General features: G+C 70.2%; 15 protein-coding genes. 8 read left to right on the plus strand and 7 right to left on the minus strand.

The genetic code is table 11. The annotated features are described in order from the left end of the window. Positions 1–10: 10 nt before the first annotated feature. From ABTW65_RS11280 to ABTW65_RS11295, 4 genes are all read right to left on the minus strand, one after another. Positions 11–967, minus strand: coding sequence for a Ppx/GppA family phosphatase (locus ABTW65_RS11280; RefSeq protein ID WP_350660169.1), 957 nt, complete (start codon positions 965–967; stop codon positions 11–13). Positions 968–1,183: 216 nt separating this feature from the next. Further along, the gene (locus ABTW65_RS11285) at positions 1,184–2,446 is read right to left on the minus strand and encodes an MFS transporter (RefSeq protein ID WP_350660170.1); all 1,263 of its coding nucleotides are present in this window, start codon (positions 2,444–2,446) and stop codon (positions 1,184–1,186) included. 160 nt (positions 2,447–2,606) lie between these two features. Beyond that, positions 2,607–3,041 (minus strand): YybH family protein, encoded by a 435-nt coding sequence (locus tag ABTW65_RS11290; RefSeq protein ID WP_350660171.1) that lies wholly within the window; start codon positions 3,039–3,041, stop codon positions 2,607–2,609. Continuing rightward, on the minus strand, positions 3,038–3,631 hold the full coding sequence (locus tag ABTW65_RS11295) for an NADPH-dependent FMN reductase (RefSeq protein ID WP_350660172.1): 594 nt from the start codon (positions 3,629–3,631) through the stop codon (positions 3,038–3,040). Before ABTW65_RS11295 ends, ABTW65_RS11290 begins: the two co-directional genes overlap by 4 nt. Before the next feature lie 144 nt (positions 3,632–3,775). Between ABTW65_RS11295 and sigJ the strand changes: the two genes are divergently transcribed. The 5 genes from sigJ (at position 3,776) to ABTW65_RS11320 (ending at position 7,750) form a co-directional block, all read left to right on the plus strand. Then, positions 3,776–4,666, plus strand: coding sequence for an RNA polymerase sigma factor SigJ (gene sigJ, locus ABTW65_RS11300; protein WP_350660173.1), 891 nt, complete (start codon positions 3,776–3,778; stop codon positions 4,664–4,666). A 36-nt stretch (positions 4,667–4,702) separates the two neighbouring features. Then, entirely contained in the window at positions 4,703–5,464 is a 762-nt protein-coding gene (locus ABTW65_RS11305; protein ID WP_350660174.1) for a DUF3109 family protein, read from the plus strand. A gap of 88 nt (positions 5,465–5,552) precedes the next feature. Next, on the plus strand, positions 5,553–6,209 hold the full coding sequence (locus ABTW65_RS11310; RefSeq protein WP_160026421.1) for a VOC family protein: 657 nt from the start codon (positions 5,553–5,555) through the stop codon (positions 6,207–6,209). A gap of 119 nt (positions 6,210–6,328) precedes the next feature. Beyond that, positions 6,329–6,919, plus strand: coding sequence for a class I SAM-dependent methyltransferase (locus ABTW65_RS11315; RefSeq protein WP_350660176.1), 591 nt, complete (start codon positions 6,329–6,331; stop codon positions 6,917–6,919). Between the two features lie 66 nt (positions 6,920–6,985). Further along, a complete protein-coding gene (locus ABTW65_RS11320) occupies positions 6,986–7,750 on the plus strand; it encodes a D-Ala-D-Ala carboxypeptidase family metallohydrolase (RefSeq protein WP_350660177.1) in 765 nt (254 codons plus the stop codon). A gap of 5 nt (positions 7,751–7,755) precedes the next feature. Here the strand turns inward: ABTW65_RS11320 and ABTW65_RS11325 are convergent, their stop codons facing one another. Both ABTW65_RS11325 and ABTW65_RS11330 read right to left on the minus strand, forming a co-directional pair. Beyond that, entirely contained in the window at positions 7,756–8,916 is a 1,161-nt protein-coding gene (locus ABTW65_RS11325; protein ID WP_350660178.1) for an NAD(P)/FAD-dependent oxidoreductase, read from the minus strand. A 28-nt stretch (positions 8,917–8,944) separates the two neighbouring features. Next, positions 8,945–9,982: a LacI family DNA-binding transcriptional regulator gene (locus ABTW65_RS11330; protein ID WP_350660179.1), complete on the minus strand. Its 1,038-nt coding sequence runs from the start codon at positions 9,980–9,982 to the stop codon at positions 8,945–8,947. Positions 9,983–10,104: 122 nt separating this feature from the next. On the opposite strand from ABTW65_RS11330, the gene radA reads away from it, so the two are divergent. After that, a complete protein-coding gene (radA, locus tag ABTW65_RS11335) occupies positions 10,105–11,490 on the plus strand; it encodes a DNA repair protein RadA (protein WP_350660180.1) in 1,386 nt (461 codons plus the stop codon). Positions 11,491–11,578: 88 nt separating this feature from the next. Continuing rightward, positions 11,579–12,661, plus strand: a complete 1,083-nt coding sequence (gene disA, locus ABTW65_RS11340; protein ID WP_141801687.1) for a DNA integrity scanning diadenylate cyclase DisA — start codon at positions 11,579–11,581, stop codon at positions 12,659–12,661. 101 nt (positions 12,662–12,762) lie between these two features. On the opposite strand, the gene ABTW65_RS11345 is transcribed toward disA, so the two are convergent. Beyond that, positions 12,763–13,482: a hypothetical protein gene (locus tag ABTW65_RS11345; protein WP_350660181.1), complete on the minus strand. Its 720-nt coding sequence runs from the start codon at positions 13,480–13,482 to the stop codon at positions 12,763–12,765. A gap of 80 nt (positions 13,483–13,562) precedes the next feature. Between ABTW65_RS11345 and ABTW65_RS11350 the strand changes: the two genes are divergently transcribed. Further along, positions 13,563–14,429, plus strand: a complete 867-nt coding sequence (locus tag ABTW65_RS11350) for an HhH-GPD family protein (RefSeq protein WP_350660182.1) — start codon at positions 13,563–13,565, stop codon at positions 14,427–14,429. The last annotated feature ends 10 nt before the right edge of the window (positions 14,430–14,439 follow it).

Genomic DNA, 14,439 nt, shown 5'->3' on the forward strand with positions numbered 1-14,439 from the left:
GCGGGGCCTCCTAGTCGGAGCTTCCAGGATTAGAACTGCCGATGAAGGACAGGTGGTCGAGACGGTCGAGGATCAGACCCTCCCGCAGAGCCCACGGACAGATCTCGAACGCGGGCAGGTCGAAGATGTCGAGGCACGCCTCGGCGACCAGCGCACCGGGCACGATCTGATGGGCCCGTGACGGGCTGACCCCGGGCAGCTCGGAGAGCTCCTCGAGCGACATCTCCAGCAGCTTCGGGATCCATTCACGCAGCTCGGACAGCGGCAGCTGGCGGCGCACCCGCAGCCCCTCACCGCTCGGTGCGGCACCGCAGATGCGTGCCAGCGAGCGGAACGTCTTCGAGGTCGCCACCGCCATGTCCGGGTGGCCGTCGCGCAGTATCTTGCCCGCGTCTTCGGCGATCGAGGCACGGATCGTCCGGCGCAGCTCGCGCAGCTCCTCCTCCGTCGGCCGGTCACCGAAGTAGCTGCGCGCGAGCCGGCCGGCACCCAGCGGCAGCGACCAGGCGACGTACGGCTGCTCGTCCAGGCCGGCCGCGATCTCCAGCGAGCCGCCGCCGATGTCGAAGACGGCGAGCCGTCCGGCGGACCAGCCGAACCAGCGGCGTACGGCCAGGAAGGTCAGCCGCGCCTCGTCGTCGCCGGGAAGGACCTCGATCTCGACCCCGGTCTCGGCATGTACGCGGTCGAGCACCTGCTGCGAGTTGCCGGCATCGCGCACCGCCGAGGTCGCGAACGCCAGCATCTCCGAGACGCCCTTCTCCTCCCCCACCGCGACCGATTCGCGCGTGAAGGCGGTCAGTGCCTCGATCCCTTCCTCGGTCACATCCCCGGCTTCGTCGAGGTGCTCAGCCAGCCGCAACGGCTGCTTGAACGAGTACGCCGGTGACGGGGCCGCCCCGCCGTGGGCGTCGACCACGAGCAGGTGTCCCGTGTTCGATCCGATGTCGAGTACGCCCAGACGCATAGGTCGACTTTAGTGCCACACCGTCATCCGCGCGGAACCCCTGTGCATGGACGAGGCACTACCAGCGATCGCGCTTGTGCACCTTGTACGTCACCGGCATCTGCCATCCCAGGTGACTCGCAATCCGATCGCCTGGGGTGACGGCGGCGGAAGAGTCGGACTCGACGTTTTCGTAAAACGAACCATGCCGTGCGTTTTACGAAAACGTCACCCGGTTCAGCGGTCGGCGGTGGCCGCAGCGCGTTCGGGGCTGGCAGCCGCAGCGGGCACCGGCCGCTCCCCGATCCGGGCGTTGACCGCTCCGGCGAGCACGACCACGAGCGCGGCGGCGGCAGGCAGGGCCAGGGCCGCCTCGGTACCCCAGCGTTCGGCGACGCCGCCGGTGATCGCGGAGGCGAGGGACTGGCCGAGGATCACCGCGGAGCCGAGCATGGTCATCACGGTGGCCGACCGGCCGACCGGGCTGCGGCGGGCACCGAGGCCGTACTGCGTGACCAGCGTCGGCCCGATTCCGAGACCGATGACGAGCAGCGCGACGACCATCCCGGTCACCGACGACACCCCGGGCAGCACGAGGGCGCCGGCGAGCATCAGCCCGCCGAAGACCAGCCAGCGCGCGGCCGAGGTGAAGCCGACCGGGAAGACGGCGACGCCCAGCGCCAGCGCGGCCGACCCGACACCCATCGCGGCGTAGACCAGGCCGGCCTCCTCGGGACGCCCGTGGTCGGCCATGAACGCAGTCAGCGAGGTGAGCATCGAGCCGAAGAAGAGCCCGACGCCGAGGATGCCGACCACGATGACGACCACGCCCGGACGAGCGAGCTCGCGCACGGAGCCAGCAGCCGGCGTACGGCCGGACGAGGCCTGCGCGGTCGCGGCGCTCGGGTGGAGGGCGAAGGCGGAGACGAAGACCAGGGTGAGCACCGCGGCGGCGACGACCGGTGCCCACGGGTCGATCGTGACGGCGAGGACGCCCGCGACGGCGGGACCGACGATGAAGACGATCTCGTCGGCCGCCGACTCGTAGGCCATGGTCGAGTTGATCACCCGCACGCGACGTCCCGGGACGATGCAGGCGGAGATGATCGCCACGAGCCGGGATCGCGACAGCGGTGCGATCTGCGGGGCGGTCGCGCCGACCAGGAACGCCACGCCCAGCACGGCCGCGTCGGGCAGCGGGCTGTAGACCACCCAGGCCATCGCGGCCAGCATCGCGCTGCTCGCGACGCCGACCACCAGCAGCACCCGGCGCTGGCCGAACCGGTCGACCGCGGCACCGAGAAGCGGACCGCACGACGCGGCTCCGATCCCGACCATCGCCGAGTTCAGACCGCCGAGCGCCAGCGAGTCGCGGCCGGCGACGACGAGCGTCAGCACGCCGACGACCATCATCGCGTACGGCATCCGCGCGACCAGCGCGAGTGGGAAGTACGTCCCTCCGACGGCGCGCACCAGACTCTGCTCGCCCTGCTGTGACATCTCTTTCGAACCTCCCGCTGCGAACCGCGGCTCTGTGCCGCCTTGGTCCGCCGGCGGGGCCAGCGCGAGGTGATACACACAATGGATACGGAGCGGTGGCTCCGTACCTACAGAATACGCCGCCCGCCCCGGCCACCCGAATCGCCGAGGTGAGCGCCTGTCAGGGCTCCAGATCGACCATCCCGTTGCCGCTGAGGACGTCCAACGGCACCGACACCTGGTCGTGCGCGATCCTCCAGCTGCCGTCGATCTTGCGCAGCCCGTAGGTGACCCGCACCCACATGCCAGCCGTGGCGACCCCGTTCTTCATCGCCCCGCTGAGACGGCCGAAGGCATGCCCGAACGCCACGTCGGCGCCGATGGTGAGCGTGAGGTCCCGCAGCTCGTAGTCCACGGTCTCGAACACCTGGAAGACCCGCGCCCAGTTGGCGAGCTTCGCCTCGATCCCGACGTGCTGGAGCGGCGGTTCGACGTCGAAGGAGACGACATCGGGGGCGTACGGCTCTCGCAGGGCGTCGAGGTCCTTGGCCCGCAGCCCTTCGACGACCTTCTCGATCTGTCGGCGGATCGCGGTCTCCTCCCCTGCGGCGCTCATGATCGCGCCTCCGCAGCGCCGACGAGGCCGTCCGCGGCCCGCAGCGGCGCGAGCGCGGTGCTCCACGAGACGACCTGGTCCAGCATGGCGGTCAGCGTTGCCGCGTGCCGCTCGCCGGGCACGAAGGTGGTGTGGTTCTCGAAGTCGGTGAACAGCGAGAGCTCCACCGGGCGGCTCACGTCGGCCATGCCCAACGTCCCGCAGACCGTACGCAGCTGGGCAACCGCCCGAGCGCCGCCGCTGACCCCGTACGAGACGAATCCGACCGCCTTGTTCGCCCACTCCGCACAGGCGTGGTCGATGGCGTTCTTCAGGACCCCGGGCATACCGCCGTTGTACTCCGGCGTCACGATCACGAACCCGTCGAACAGGGCGATCCGCGCGGCCCAGTCGCGGGTGTGCTGGTTGGCCGACGGGCCGAACATCGGCGGCACGGGCTCGTCCAGGTGCGGGAGCGGGTGATCGAGCAGATCGACCAGCTCGAAGGTCGCGTCGTCGCGGTGCGACGCCAGATCCTGGACCCACTGGGCGACCTGTGCGCCGTTGCGGTTGGGGCGGGTGCTGCCGAGGATGATGCCGATGCTGATCACGTCCGGACTCCTTGTTCTCCGTGCTGTTCTTGGTGGTGGGTGCTGCCCCTCCGACGAAGGAGACGTACGGAATGTCAGGCGGTCTCACAGATCGGGTCGCTGTTTCGTCGGATCGGTTGTAGACCTGCAGACGAAGGAGCCGCCATGACCGACCCGCACCTCGCCGAGGTGATCAGTGAGCGCCGCCAGCTGATCAACCTCGCCTACCGCCTGCTCGGCTCGCTCGCCGAGGCCGAGGATGTCGCGCAGGAGACCTACACGCGCTGGTACGCCCTGTCCGAGCAGCAACGGGAGGCGATCGCCTCTCCCGGCGCCTGGATGACGACGGTCGCCAGCCGGATCTGCCTGGACCTGCTCGGCTCCGCACGCGCCCGGCGCGAGCACTATGTCGGCGACTGGATCCCGGAGCCGGTGCCCGGCGGCTGGCTCGACGGCACCGGATCTGCCCCGGACGACCCCGCCGACAGGGTCACCCTCGACGAGTCGATCAGCATGGCCTTCCTGGTGGTGCTGGACTCCATGACTCCCGCCGAGCGGGTCTCCTTCGTCCTGCACGACATCTTCCGCTACACCTTCGCCGAGATCGCCCAGGTCGTCGGACGCACCCCAGCGGCCTGCCGCCAGCTCGCCTCCAGCGCACGACGCCGCATCGACACCTCACGCGACCCGTCGACCACCGAGCGCGCCGACCTGGTCCGGGGCTTCAAACAGGCCTGGGAGTCCCGAGACATCGAGGCCCTCGTCGGACTGCTCGACCCCCAGGCGATCGCCACCGCCGACGGCGGCGGCCTCGCCCTGGCCTTCCTCGAACCGATCAGCGGCGCCGAGCAGATCGCCGACGCCTGGATGGACATCGCCGCTCGCGGCCCGGCAGTGACCCTGAGCGAGTGCACGGTCAACGGCCAGCCCGGCCTGGTCGGAGAGCTGGACGGCGCCACCGTCTCCGTCTACGCCTTCGACATCGCCGACGGCCGCATCACCCGCATCTGGGCCGTACGCAACCCCGAGAAGCTGCGTCCGTGGAGCGCTCGGTGAAGCGTCGGAGGTAGATCGACCGCGTAGGCTTGGCAGGTGCCTGAGGTACCCCTGGATTTCCCGCGTGCGTGGGTGGAGTTCGTGAACCCCGACGACCCGGACGAGCGGATGCGCTGCGACCTGACCTGGTTGACGTCGGCGTACTCCTGCATCTTCGGCAACGGCTGCCCGGGGATGTTCAAGAGCTCGCCGGATGTGGGGTGCTGCACGCTCGGGGCGCACTTCGCGGACGAGGAGGACGAGGCCCGGACGGCGGAGTTCGTGCGGAAGCTGACCCCGGATCTGTGGGAGCAGCACCCGGGGCGCGAGGTGAAGAGCGACGACTGGGTCGAGCTCGATGACGAAGGCGAGCGGAAGACCCGCGTAACGGATTTTCGTGGGCAGGAGTCGTGCGTCCTGGCCAACCGGCCGGACTTCGCCGGCGGATCGGGGTGCGCTCTCCACATCCTGGCCGCGGCCGAGGGCCGGGAGCACTTCGAGACGAAGCCGGACGTGTGCTGGCAGCTGCCGATCCGGCGTACGTTCCGCGACGTCGAGCTGACCGACGGGACGACCTACACCGAGGTGACGATCACCGAGTACGACCGGCGCGGCTGGGGTCCGGGCGGCCACGACCTGGACTGGTACTGCTCGGGCAACACCGAGGCCCATGTCGCCGTCGAGCCCGTCTACCTCACCAACCAGGCCGAGCTGACCGAGCTGATGGGCAAGGCGGCGTACGCCGAGCTCGTCCGTCATTGCGAGGCGCACGTCCGGTCGCGGTCCGCGCTGGCGCTCCATCCCGCCAGCCCGCACTGAGCGGCACTGAACCCCGGGGTGTATCTCGACATCAAGAGATAGTGACCCTGGATTGGTCTCTCTCTCAGCGAGAGTTCAGAATCGTTACATGCGCCTGGACCATGTTTCGTACGCTGCAGGACCCGATGGCTTGGTACAGACCGCCAAGCAGCTCGGTGAGCTGCTCGGCCAGGAGTTCGTCGACGGCGGCGTCCACCCCCGCTTCGGCACCCGCAACTACATCCTCCCGATGCGCGGCGGCCTCTACCTCGAGGTCGTCGAGGCACTCGAGCACCCGGCCAGCGACAAGGCCCCGTTCGGGCAGGCCGTCAAGGCCCGCTCCGCGCTCGGTGGCGGCTGGATCGGCTTCGTGATCGGTGTCGACGACATGACCCCGATCGAGGAGCGGCTCGGCCGCAAGGCGGTCCCCGGAAACCGTCACCTCCCCGACGGCCGCGAGCTCCACTGGCAGCAGATCGGCATCAACGGCCTGATCGCCGACCCGCAGCTGCCCTACTTCATCAAGTGGGAGACCCCCGACCTGCACCCCGGCAACGCCGGCTCCGACATCACTCTCACGTGCCTGGAGATCTCCGGCGACCCCGAGCGGGTCAAGGACTATCTCGGCGACGAGCTGAAGGAACGCGTCGACCCGTGGACCGGCAAGCCCGCCGAGAACGTCCACATCGACTGGGTCGCCGAGCACGGCACCCCCGGTCTCCTGGCCGCGCAGTTCGTCACGCCCCGCGGCGAGGTCCGGATCTGACCAGGCTCGACCTGCCGGGGGCGACGGGCGCGATCCCGTCCCCCAACATCTGGAACCACACCGCGACGTACGAGATCGAGAACCGTGCGCTCGACCCGCACGGTCGGCTCTGGACCGCCATGGGCGAGACCGGGCCATGGGCGGGACGCGACGTCCTCGACCTGGGCTGCGGGACCGGGTTCTACCTGCCCAAGTTCGCCGAGACCGCACGCACCGTCACCGGCATCGAGCCCCATCCGGACCTCGTGACGCTGGCCCGGCGGCGTACGAAGCGACTCTCGAACGTCACCGTCCACAACGGGATCGCGCAGCGGCTTCCGCTGCCGCCGGCGTCGGTCGACGTCATGCACGCGCGCTGGTCCTACTTCTTCGGCCCGGGCTCGGAGCCCGGGCTCGGCGAGCTCGACCGGGTGATGCGCCGCGGCGGTGTGGCGATGGTGATCGACAACGACGGCTCCCGGTCGAGCTTCGGCGCGTGGTTCCGCCGCGGCTACCCGAAGGTCCCACCGCCCGACGAGCAGGAGCGGTTCTGGTCGAGGCATGGCTGGACGCGCTTCCCCGTCGACATGGACTGGTCCTTCGGCTCACGCGCGGACCTGGAGGCGGTCGTACGCATCGAGTTCGACCGCGGTACCGCGGCGGCGATCCTGGAAGAACACCAGGGGACGTATGTCGACTACGCGGTGAACCTCTGGTGGAAGCGTTTCTGAATCACTGCACGCCGCCGAGGAAAACGCGTGACCATTGAGACTCCCCCCAAGGAAAGGAGTTTCACCATGCACCACATCCCACGGCTCGGGCGTCGGCTCGGCACGGTCATCGGCACCCTCCTTCTCACGGTCGCGGCCTCGCTCGCCGCGGTCAGCGTCACGGCCGCGCCGGCTCACGCCGACGCCTGCTACACCTGGAGCGGCACCCTGCAGCAGGGCTCCTCCGGCGGCGCGGTCACCCAGCTGCAGATCCGGGTCGCCGGCTGGGCGGCCTCCGGCACGGTCTTCTCGATCGACGGGTCCTACGGCCCGGCGACGACGACCGCGGTCCGCAACTTCCAGTCCGCCTACGGGCTCGCCGCCGACGGCGTCGCCGGGGCGAACACGTTCAACAAGATCTACGCGCTCCAGGACGACGACTGCACCCCGGTCCACTTCGCGTGGAGCGAGGTCGACGACGTCTGCTACGGAGGCTGGCCGACGCCGATCTCCGGGGTGACGGTCGCGCAGGTCAAGGCCAACCTGATGCAGGCGATGTGGCGGGCCGAGGCGATCCGGCACCGGCTCGGCGACAACCCGCTGCGGGTGACCTCGGCCTACCGCTCGAAGGCCTGCAACGATCGGGTCGGCGGGGCCAGCAACAGCAACCATCTCTACGGCCGGGCGATGGATCTCGTCCCCGGCAGCAGCGCGACGACCATGTGCGGCATCGCGCGAGCCTCACGCCAGTCGTTCCCGCAGGTGCTCGGGCCGGGCTACCCCGACCACAGCGACCACATCCACCTCGGCATCCAGTCGAGCGTCTTCCACAGCGCCTCGCAGTGCTTCTGACCCGCTCAGGGTGACTCGGTGAGCTGGTCGGGATCGGCAACGGTCCCGACCAGCTCGCGGAGCTTGTCGTTGACGTCCCAGATCCCGACGTTCATCCCAGCGGTGACGGTGGCACCGCGCCGCCAGTACGCGATGAACTCGTCACCGTCGGTGTCGCCGCGGAGCAGCACCTCGTCCTCGGGCGCGGAGCGGCCGACGTACTCCATCGAGAACTCGAACTGGTCGGTGAAGAAGTAGGGCTGCCAGTCGTAGACGCCGCCCTTCCCCAGCATCGACCGCGCCGCCAGCCGGCCCTGCTTGATCGCGTTGTCCCAGTGCTCGACCCGTAGCGGGCCGTGCACGGTGTGCTTCGCGAGCGCGACGTCGCCCGCGGCGAAGACCCGAGGATCAGACGTACGCAGCCCCTCGTCGACCACGATGCCGTCGCCGACCTCGAGGCCGGCGTCAGCGGCCAGGTCCGTGGACGGTGCCGCGCCGACGGCGACGAGGACGATGTCGGCGGGGATCGTGCCGGCGCTGGTGCGTACGGCCTTCGGCTCGATCGCCTCGACAGTCGTCCCGGTGTGGATCTTGACGCCGTGGCGGGCGTGGAGATCGGCGACGTGCTCGCCGAGCACCGGGCCGAGGACGTTGAGCAGCGGCTGCGCGGCCGCTTCGAGCACGACCGCCCTCCCGCCGAGCGCGGTGACAGATGCCGCGACCTCGAGCCCGATCCAGCCGCCGCCGACCGTGACGACCCGGGTGCCGGGCTTGATGGCGCCCTTGATACGGCGGGCGTCCTCGACGGTGCGGAGGGTCGCCGCGTTCTCGATGCCGGGGATCGGCGGCGTCTTCGGCTCGGCGCCCGTGGCCAGGAGCAAGGTGCCGAAGGGCAGGTCGTCGCCGTTGTCGAGCGTGACGGTCCCGTTCTCCAGGTTCAGGGCGGTCGCGGTGGTGCCGGTGAGGACGGTGACGTCCCTCTCGGCGTACCAGGCCTCGTCGTGGGAGAGCTTGAACTCCTTGGCGCCGGCCAGGAAGTCCTTGGAGAGCTGCGGTCGCTCGTAGGGCAGCTCCGGTTCCTTCCCGACCAGGGTCAGGCGGCCGGCGTACCCCTCCTCGCGAAGGGTTTCGATGGCGCTGACCGCGGCGAGACCAGCACCGATGACGACGATGTTCTCAGTTCCCATGACGCCATCGTCGCTCGGAAGCGGTGAACTAAGAAGACCCTCGAACGGTCAGGGCGGGTTTCAGCATCACGCCGGGCGCGGCGTAGGACGGGGTCGCGAGGAGCTCCTCGAGCGCCTTGACCAGCTCGCGTGCAGCCTCCTCGAGCGGAGGACGTACGGAGGTGATGCCCGGCGGCACCGTCTGAGCGACCTGCGAGTCGTCGAAGCCGACGACCGCGATGTCCTCACCGAGCCGCAGCCGCCGCTCGAAGAGCGCGTGGAGCACGCCCATCGCGAGCGTGTCGGAGGCACAGACAAGCGCGGTGGGCTCGGTCTCGTCGAGGATCGCGTCGGCGGCGGCCTTGCCCGAGCTGATCGAGTCCTCGGTGCGCGAGGCCAGGCCGGTGGTCGAGAGGCCGTGGGTGTGCATCGCGTGGATCCAGCCGCTTCGTCTCTCCTCACCCAGGAGCGAGTCCTTGTGCCAGCCGATCCAGGCGATCTTGGAGTGACCGCGCTCGATCAGGTGCTCGGTGGCGATCTCGGCACCGTAGGCGAGGTCGACGTCGACCCAGGGGTGCTTGGCGTCGGGCTGCGTCCACGGGCGTCCGAAGGAGACGAACCGCGCCCGCCGCGACTGCAGCCAGGTCGTCTGCTGGCCGCCGAGGTGGGTGTCGGTCACGACGAACGCGTCGACCGCGGTCGACCTGAGCAGCTCGTCGTAGCCGTCGAGCGGGTCGGCGGGGTCACCGTAGAAGAGGAGCACGTGGTAGCCGGTATCGGCCGCAGCCTCGACGAAGGAGTGGACGAAGCGGTCCATCATCGCGTTGGCCGTGCCCTCCTGGAGGGCGGGCATCCGCAGGCCGATCAGGTGGCTCGCTCGCGTCCGCAGGCTGCGCGCGGCGCGGTTGGGCTGATAGCCGAGCTTGTCGATCGCGTCCTGCACCCTGGCCAGCGTGTCGGCACGCAGCAGATCGGGATTGTTGACCGCGTTCGAGACCGTCTGGCGCGACACACCGGCCAGCTCCGCGACGTCCGCGAGGGTCGGCGGAGCGGCCGAGATATGACCGCCGGAACGCGGCACCGCCACGCTCTGCCTCCCTTGATGCCGATGTGGAACTCTGGATCGTTCCAAGCCATGGTAACGAAGGCTGACCCCGCACGATGCTTTCGGCCCCATTCCTGTCGGTGCCTTGGTCTAGGTTGCTGGGCATGGCTACCGCTCGCTCGTCCAAACGCGCCACCTACCGCTGCTCCGAGTGCGGTTGGGAGACCGCGAAGTGGGTCGGTCGCTGCGGCGAGTGCCAGGCGTGGGGGTCGGTCGCCGAGGCGGCCGCCCCGATCGGACGTACGCAGGCGACACCGGTCTCCACCGCGGCGGTCCCGATCGGGACGGTGTCGGTGACCGAGTCGGAGCGGCGTACGTCGGGAGTGCCGGAGCTCGACCGGGTCCTCGGTGGCGGGCTGGTGCCGGGAGCCGCGATCCTGCTGGCCGGCGAGCCGGGCGTAGGGAAGTCGACGCTGCTGCTCGAGGTGGCGGCGCAGACGGCGCGCTACGGACGCCGGGCGCTCTACGTGACCGGTGAGGAGTCCGCCTCGCAGGTGCGACTGCGTGCCGACCGGACCAACGCGATCCAGGACGAGCTCTATCTTGCCGCCGAGACCGATCTCGGCGCGGTGCTGACCCACATCGAGGAGAGCCGGCCCGAGCTGATCGTGGTCGACTCGGTGCAGACCATCGGCGCCTCAGGTGTCGAGGGCGTTCCCGGTGGCGTGACCCAGGTGCGCGAGGTCGCGGCGGCGCTGATCCGGGTGGCCAAGACCCGCAACATCACGACCGTCGTGGTCGGCCACGTGACCAAGGACGGGGCGATCGCCGGGCCCCGGGTGCTGGAGCACCTGGTCGACGTGGTCCTCCACTTCGAGGGCGCGCGCGACTCACGGTTCCGGATGGTGCGGGCGATGAAGAACCGCTTCGGCCCGGTCGACGAGGTGGGCTGCTTCGACCTGTCCTCGGAGGGCATCGTTGCGGTCACGGACCCGTCGGGCCTTTTCGTGGAGACCCATCACGTCTCAGTCCCCGGCACGTGCGTCACCGTGACGATGGAGGGTCGCCGGCCGCTGCTCGCCGAGATCCAGGCGCTGACCGTGCTGGGCGCGGAGGAGCGGGCGAAGCGTACGACCTCGGGGTTGGACGGCTCCCGGCTCGCGATGATCCTCGCCGTCCTGCAGCGCCACGCGAGGGTCGGTCTCTCGGGTCGCGACGTGTTCGCCTCGACCGTCGGCGGGGCCCGGATCAGCGACCCGGCCGCCGACCTGGCGCTGGCGCTCGCGGTCGCCTCCAGCCACACCGGCACGCCGACGCCGCGCGGAGTGGTCGCGCTCGGGGAGATCGGCCTCGCCGGCGAGCTGCGTCGGGTGCGCGATCTCGACCAGCGGCTCTCCGAAGCGGCACGGCTCGGGTTCACCGTGGCCGTCGTTCCGGCCGACCCCGGAGCGCCCGTGCCCAACCGTCCGAATGAGCGCGAAGTCGACGGGATGCGTGTCTTTGAGGTGCATAGCATCAGTGGTGCGCTGGAATTCCTCCGCTTGGTGTGATCGGCTTGGTGACTCGTGGCCGAACGTTCTCGGCATTACGGTTGGATCCACGGTTAGAATCGCCCCATCCCACTCCGAAAGGAATCTCGTGCCCGCCGACCGCACCGCGGACTCCATCCGACTGCGCGAGACGCTTGCCCTGATCGCGCCCGGGACACCGCTGCGTGACGGGCTCGAGCGGATCCTCCGCGGCCGCACCGGCGCGCTGATCGTGCTCGGCTACGACAAGATGGTCGATGGGATATCGACCGGTGGCTTCACGCTCGACGTTCCGTTCACCTCCACCGGCCTGCGCGAGCTCGCCAAGATGGATGGGGCGATCATCGTCGACGACTCGCTGAGCCGCATCGTCCAGGCCGCAGTCCACCTCATGCCCGACCACACCATCCCCTCGACCGAGACCGGCACCCGGCACCGCACCGCCGACCGGGTCGCGAAGCAGACCGGCCACCCGGTGATCTCGGTGTCCCAGTCGATGCAGATCATCGCTGCGTACGTCGGGGAGACCCGCCACGTCCTGGAGGACTCCGGCCAGATCCTCTCCCGCGCCAACCAGGCGCTGGCGACCCTGGAGCGCTACAAGCTGCGCCTCGACGAGGTGGCGTCCACCTTGTCCGCGCTCGAGATCGAGGACCTGGTGACCGTGCGCGACGTGGCCGTCGTGGCCCAGCGCCTCGAGATGGTCACCCGCATCGCCCGCGAGATCGAGGACTATGTGCTCGAGCTCGGCACCGACGGCCGGCTGCTGTCCCTGCAGCTGGAGGAGCTCATCACCGGCGTCGACGCTGAGCGCGAGATGGTCATCCGTGACTACCTCCCCCGCGGCCGTCGCGCCCGCAGCCCCGAGGAGCTGCTGGCCGAGCTCGAGGCGCTCAACTCCGCCGAGCTCGTCGACCCGGCCGCCACCGCCCGGGTCCTGGGCCTGACCACCTCCGACGCGCTCGACGGCGCCGTCGCCCCGCGCGGCTACCGCCTCCTCGCGAAGGTCCCCCGCCTGCCACCTGCCGTCGTCGACCGCCTGGTCGACCACTTCGGCACCCTGCAGAAGCTCCTCTCCGCCAGCGTCGACGACCTCCAGGCCGTCGAGGGCGTCGGCGAGCTCCGCGCCCGCTCCGTACGCGAGGGCCTCTCCCGCCTCGCCGAGTCCACCATCCTCGAGCGCTACGTCTGACCCCTCGCCGAGGCGTCACCCGCGTCGGCCGAGGCGTCAGTTACGTCGGCCGAGTCGGCACACCGGTGCCATCTCGGCCGACGGGAGTGACGCCTCGGCGGTCAGTTGACCGGGGAGTCGGGTTCCGTACGCGACAGGGCGGAGCCGGGCTTGTAGAGGCCGAAGGTGGCCGAGGACGGTTCGCCACCGAGGGCAGAGGCGACGATCACGAAGAAGTTCGGCTTCACCCATGGGCCGTGGTCGGTGCACTCGCCGGCGACGACACGGCGGCCGGTCCAGGTCAGGGGCAGCGTGGTGACGACGTCGCGGCGTACGACGATCTCCTTGGTCGGCACCGCCTTGGCGCAGTCGACCGTCGACCAGACCAGGTCGCCGCCCTTCTGCGAGATCCGCACCTGGAGCGCGTCCGCGGAGAGCTTCCAGGTGCACGCAGACGCCTTCACCGTACGCAGCTGCAGCGGAATGGTGACGTTGTCGTAGGAGTAGCCGTCGGTGACGGCCGGCTCGACGATGATGTCGGAGGGCGAGCACTCGCCGGTCGGCTCCGGCGGGGCGCTGCTCTTCGGCTTCTTGGGCTTGTTGTTGCCGCCCGCGTTGCCCGCCTCCTTCGACGGCTTCGCGCTGGGCGTCGGCGTGACCGTCACGGTCGCGGTGGGCTCGTCGGCCACGGGGGTCGCGGTGTCGTCCGCCGCGTCGGAACCGCTGAGGAAGAACCGCGAGATCCCGACGATCAGGAGCAGGACGATGCCGAGCACCGCCAGCCGCCGGCGCCAGTAGACCGCGGCTGGCAGCCGTCCTCCAGTCCTTCTCGAGCGGGCCATAGGCGACACCGTAATGATCCCGTGCCCGGGTTTCGGGGTGCCACTCCGTGGCAATACCTGTCGCACGGCACAATCTGGGTGTGACAGTTCTCCACGACGCCGTCCTGGACTGGTACGACGCCAACGCCCGCGACCTCCCCTGGCGCTCCGCGACCGCGACACCGTGGTCGGTGATGGTCAGCGAGTTCATGCTCCAGCAGACCCCGGTCTCCCGCGTACTCCCCGTCCACGAGGCCTGGATGGAGCGCTGGCCGACCCCGGCCGACCTGGCCGCGGAGCCGACCGGCGAGGCCGTACGCGCCTGGGGCCGCCTCGGCTACCCCAGGCGGGCGCTGCGGCTGCACGCGGCCGCCACCGCGATCGTCGAGCATCACGGCGGCGAGGTGCCGGCGACGTACGACGAGCTGATCGCGCTCCCGGGTGTCGGCGACTACACCGCGGCAGCGATCGCCACCTTCGCCTACGGCAAGCGCCACGTCGTCCTCGACACGAACGTACGCCGCGTCTTCGCCAGGACGCTCAGCGGCGTCGAGTTCCCCGCGCAGTCGGTCAACAAGGCCGAGCGCGAGCTCGCCGCCGGCGTACTCCCGCAGGACGAGCCGACCGCCGCCACCTGGTCGGTCGCCGTCATGGAGCTCGGTGCCCTCGTCTGCACCGCGGCCAACCCGTCCTGCGCCCGCTGCCCGGTCGCCGACCAGTGCGCCTGGCGCGCGGCCGGCCACCCGGCGTACGACGGCCCGCCTCGCAAGGTCCAAACCTGGGCCGGCACCGACCGCCAGTGCCGCGGTCGCCTGATGGCCGTTCTCCGCGACGCCGACTCCCCCGTCCACCGCAGCCGCCTCGACGTCGTCTGGTCCGACGAAACCCAACGGCAACGGGCTCTCGAAGGCCTCCTGAAAGACAACCTCGCCACCGAGGTGGAACCCAACTTCTTCGCCCTCCCCTAACCAACCGCCG

The sequence above is a fragment of the Nocardioides sp. NPDC127503 genome, from assembly GCF_040302165.1.
Taxonomy (GTDB): domain Bacteria; phylum Actinomycetota; class Actinomycetes; order Propionibacteriales; family Nocardioidaceae; genus Nocardioides.

Coding starts and splice junctions, on each gene's coding strand:
- sigJ (WP_350660173.1), top strand. CDS start 3,776: ATGACCGACCCGCACCTCGCCGAGGTGATCAGTGAGCGCCGCCAGCTG.
- ABTW65_RS11325 (WP_350660178.1), bottom strand. CDS start 8,916: ATGGGAACTGAGAACATCGTCGTCATCGGTGCTGGTCTCGCCGCGGTC.
- ABTW65_RS11290 (WP_350660171.1), bottom strand. CDS start 3,041: ATGAGCGCCGCAGGGGAGGAGACCGCGATCCGCCGACAGATCGAGAAG.
- radA (WP_350660180.1), top strand. CDS start 10,105: ATGGCTACCGCTCGCTCGTCCAAACGCGCCACCTACCGCTGCTCCGAG.
- ABTW65_RS11345 (WP_350660181.1), bottom strand. CDS start 13,482: ATGGCCCGCTCGAGAAGGACTGGAGGACGGCTGCCAGCCGCGGTCTAC.
- ABTW65_RS11320 (WP_350660177.1), top strand. CDS start 6,986: ATGCACCACATCCCACGGCTCGGGCGTCGGCTCGGCACGGTCATCGGC.
- ABTW65_RS11285 (WP_350660170.1), bottom strand. CDS start 2,446: ATGTCACAGCAGGGCGAGCAGAGTCTGGTGCGCGCCGTCGGAGGGACG.
- ABTW65_RS11315 (WP_350660176.1), top strand. CDS start 6,329: ATGGGCGAGACCGGGCCATGGGCGGGACGCGACGTCCTCGACCTGGGC.
- ABTW65_RS11280 (WP_350660169.1), bottom strand. CDS start 967: ATGCGTCTGGGCGTACTCGACATCGGATCGAACACGGGACACCTGCTC.
- ABTW65_RS11310 (WP_160026421.1), top strand. CDS start 5,553: ATGCGCCTGGACCATGTTTCGTACGCTGCAGGACCCGATGGCTTGGTA.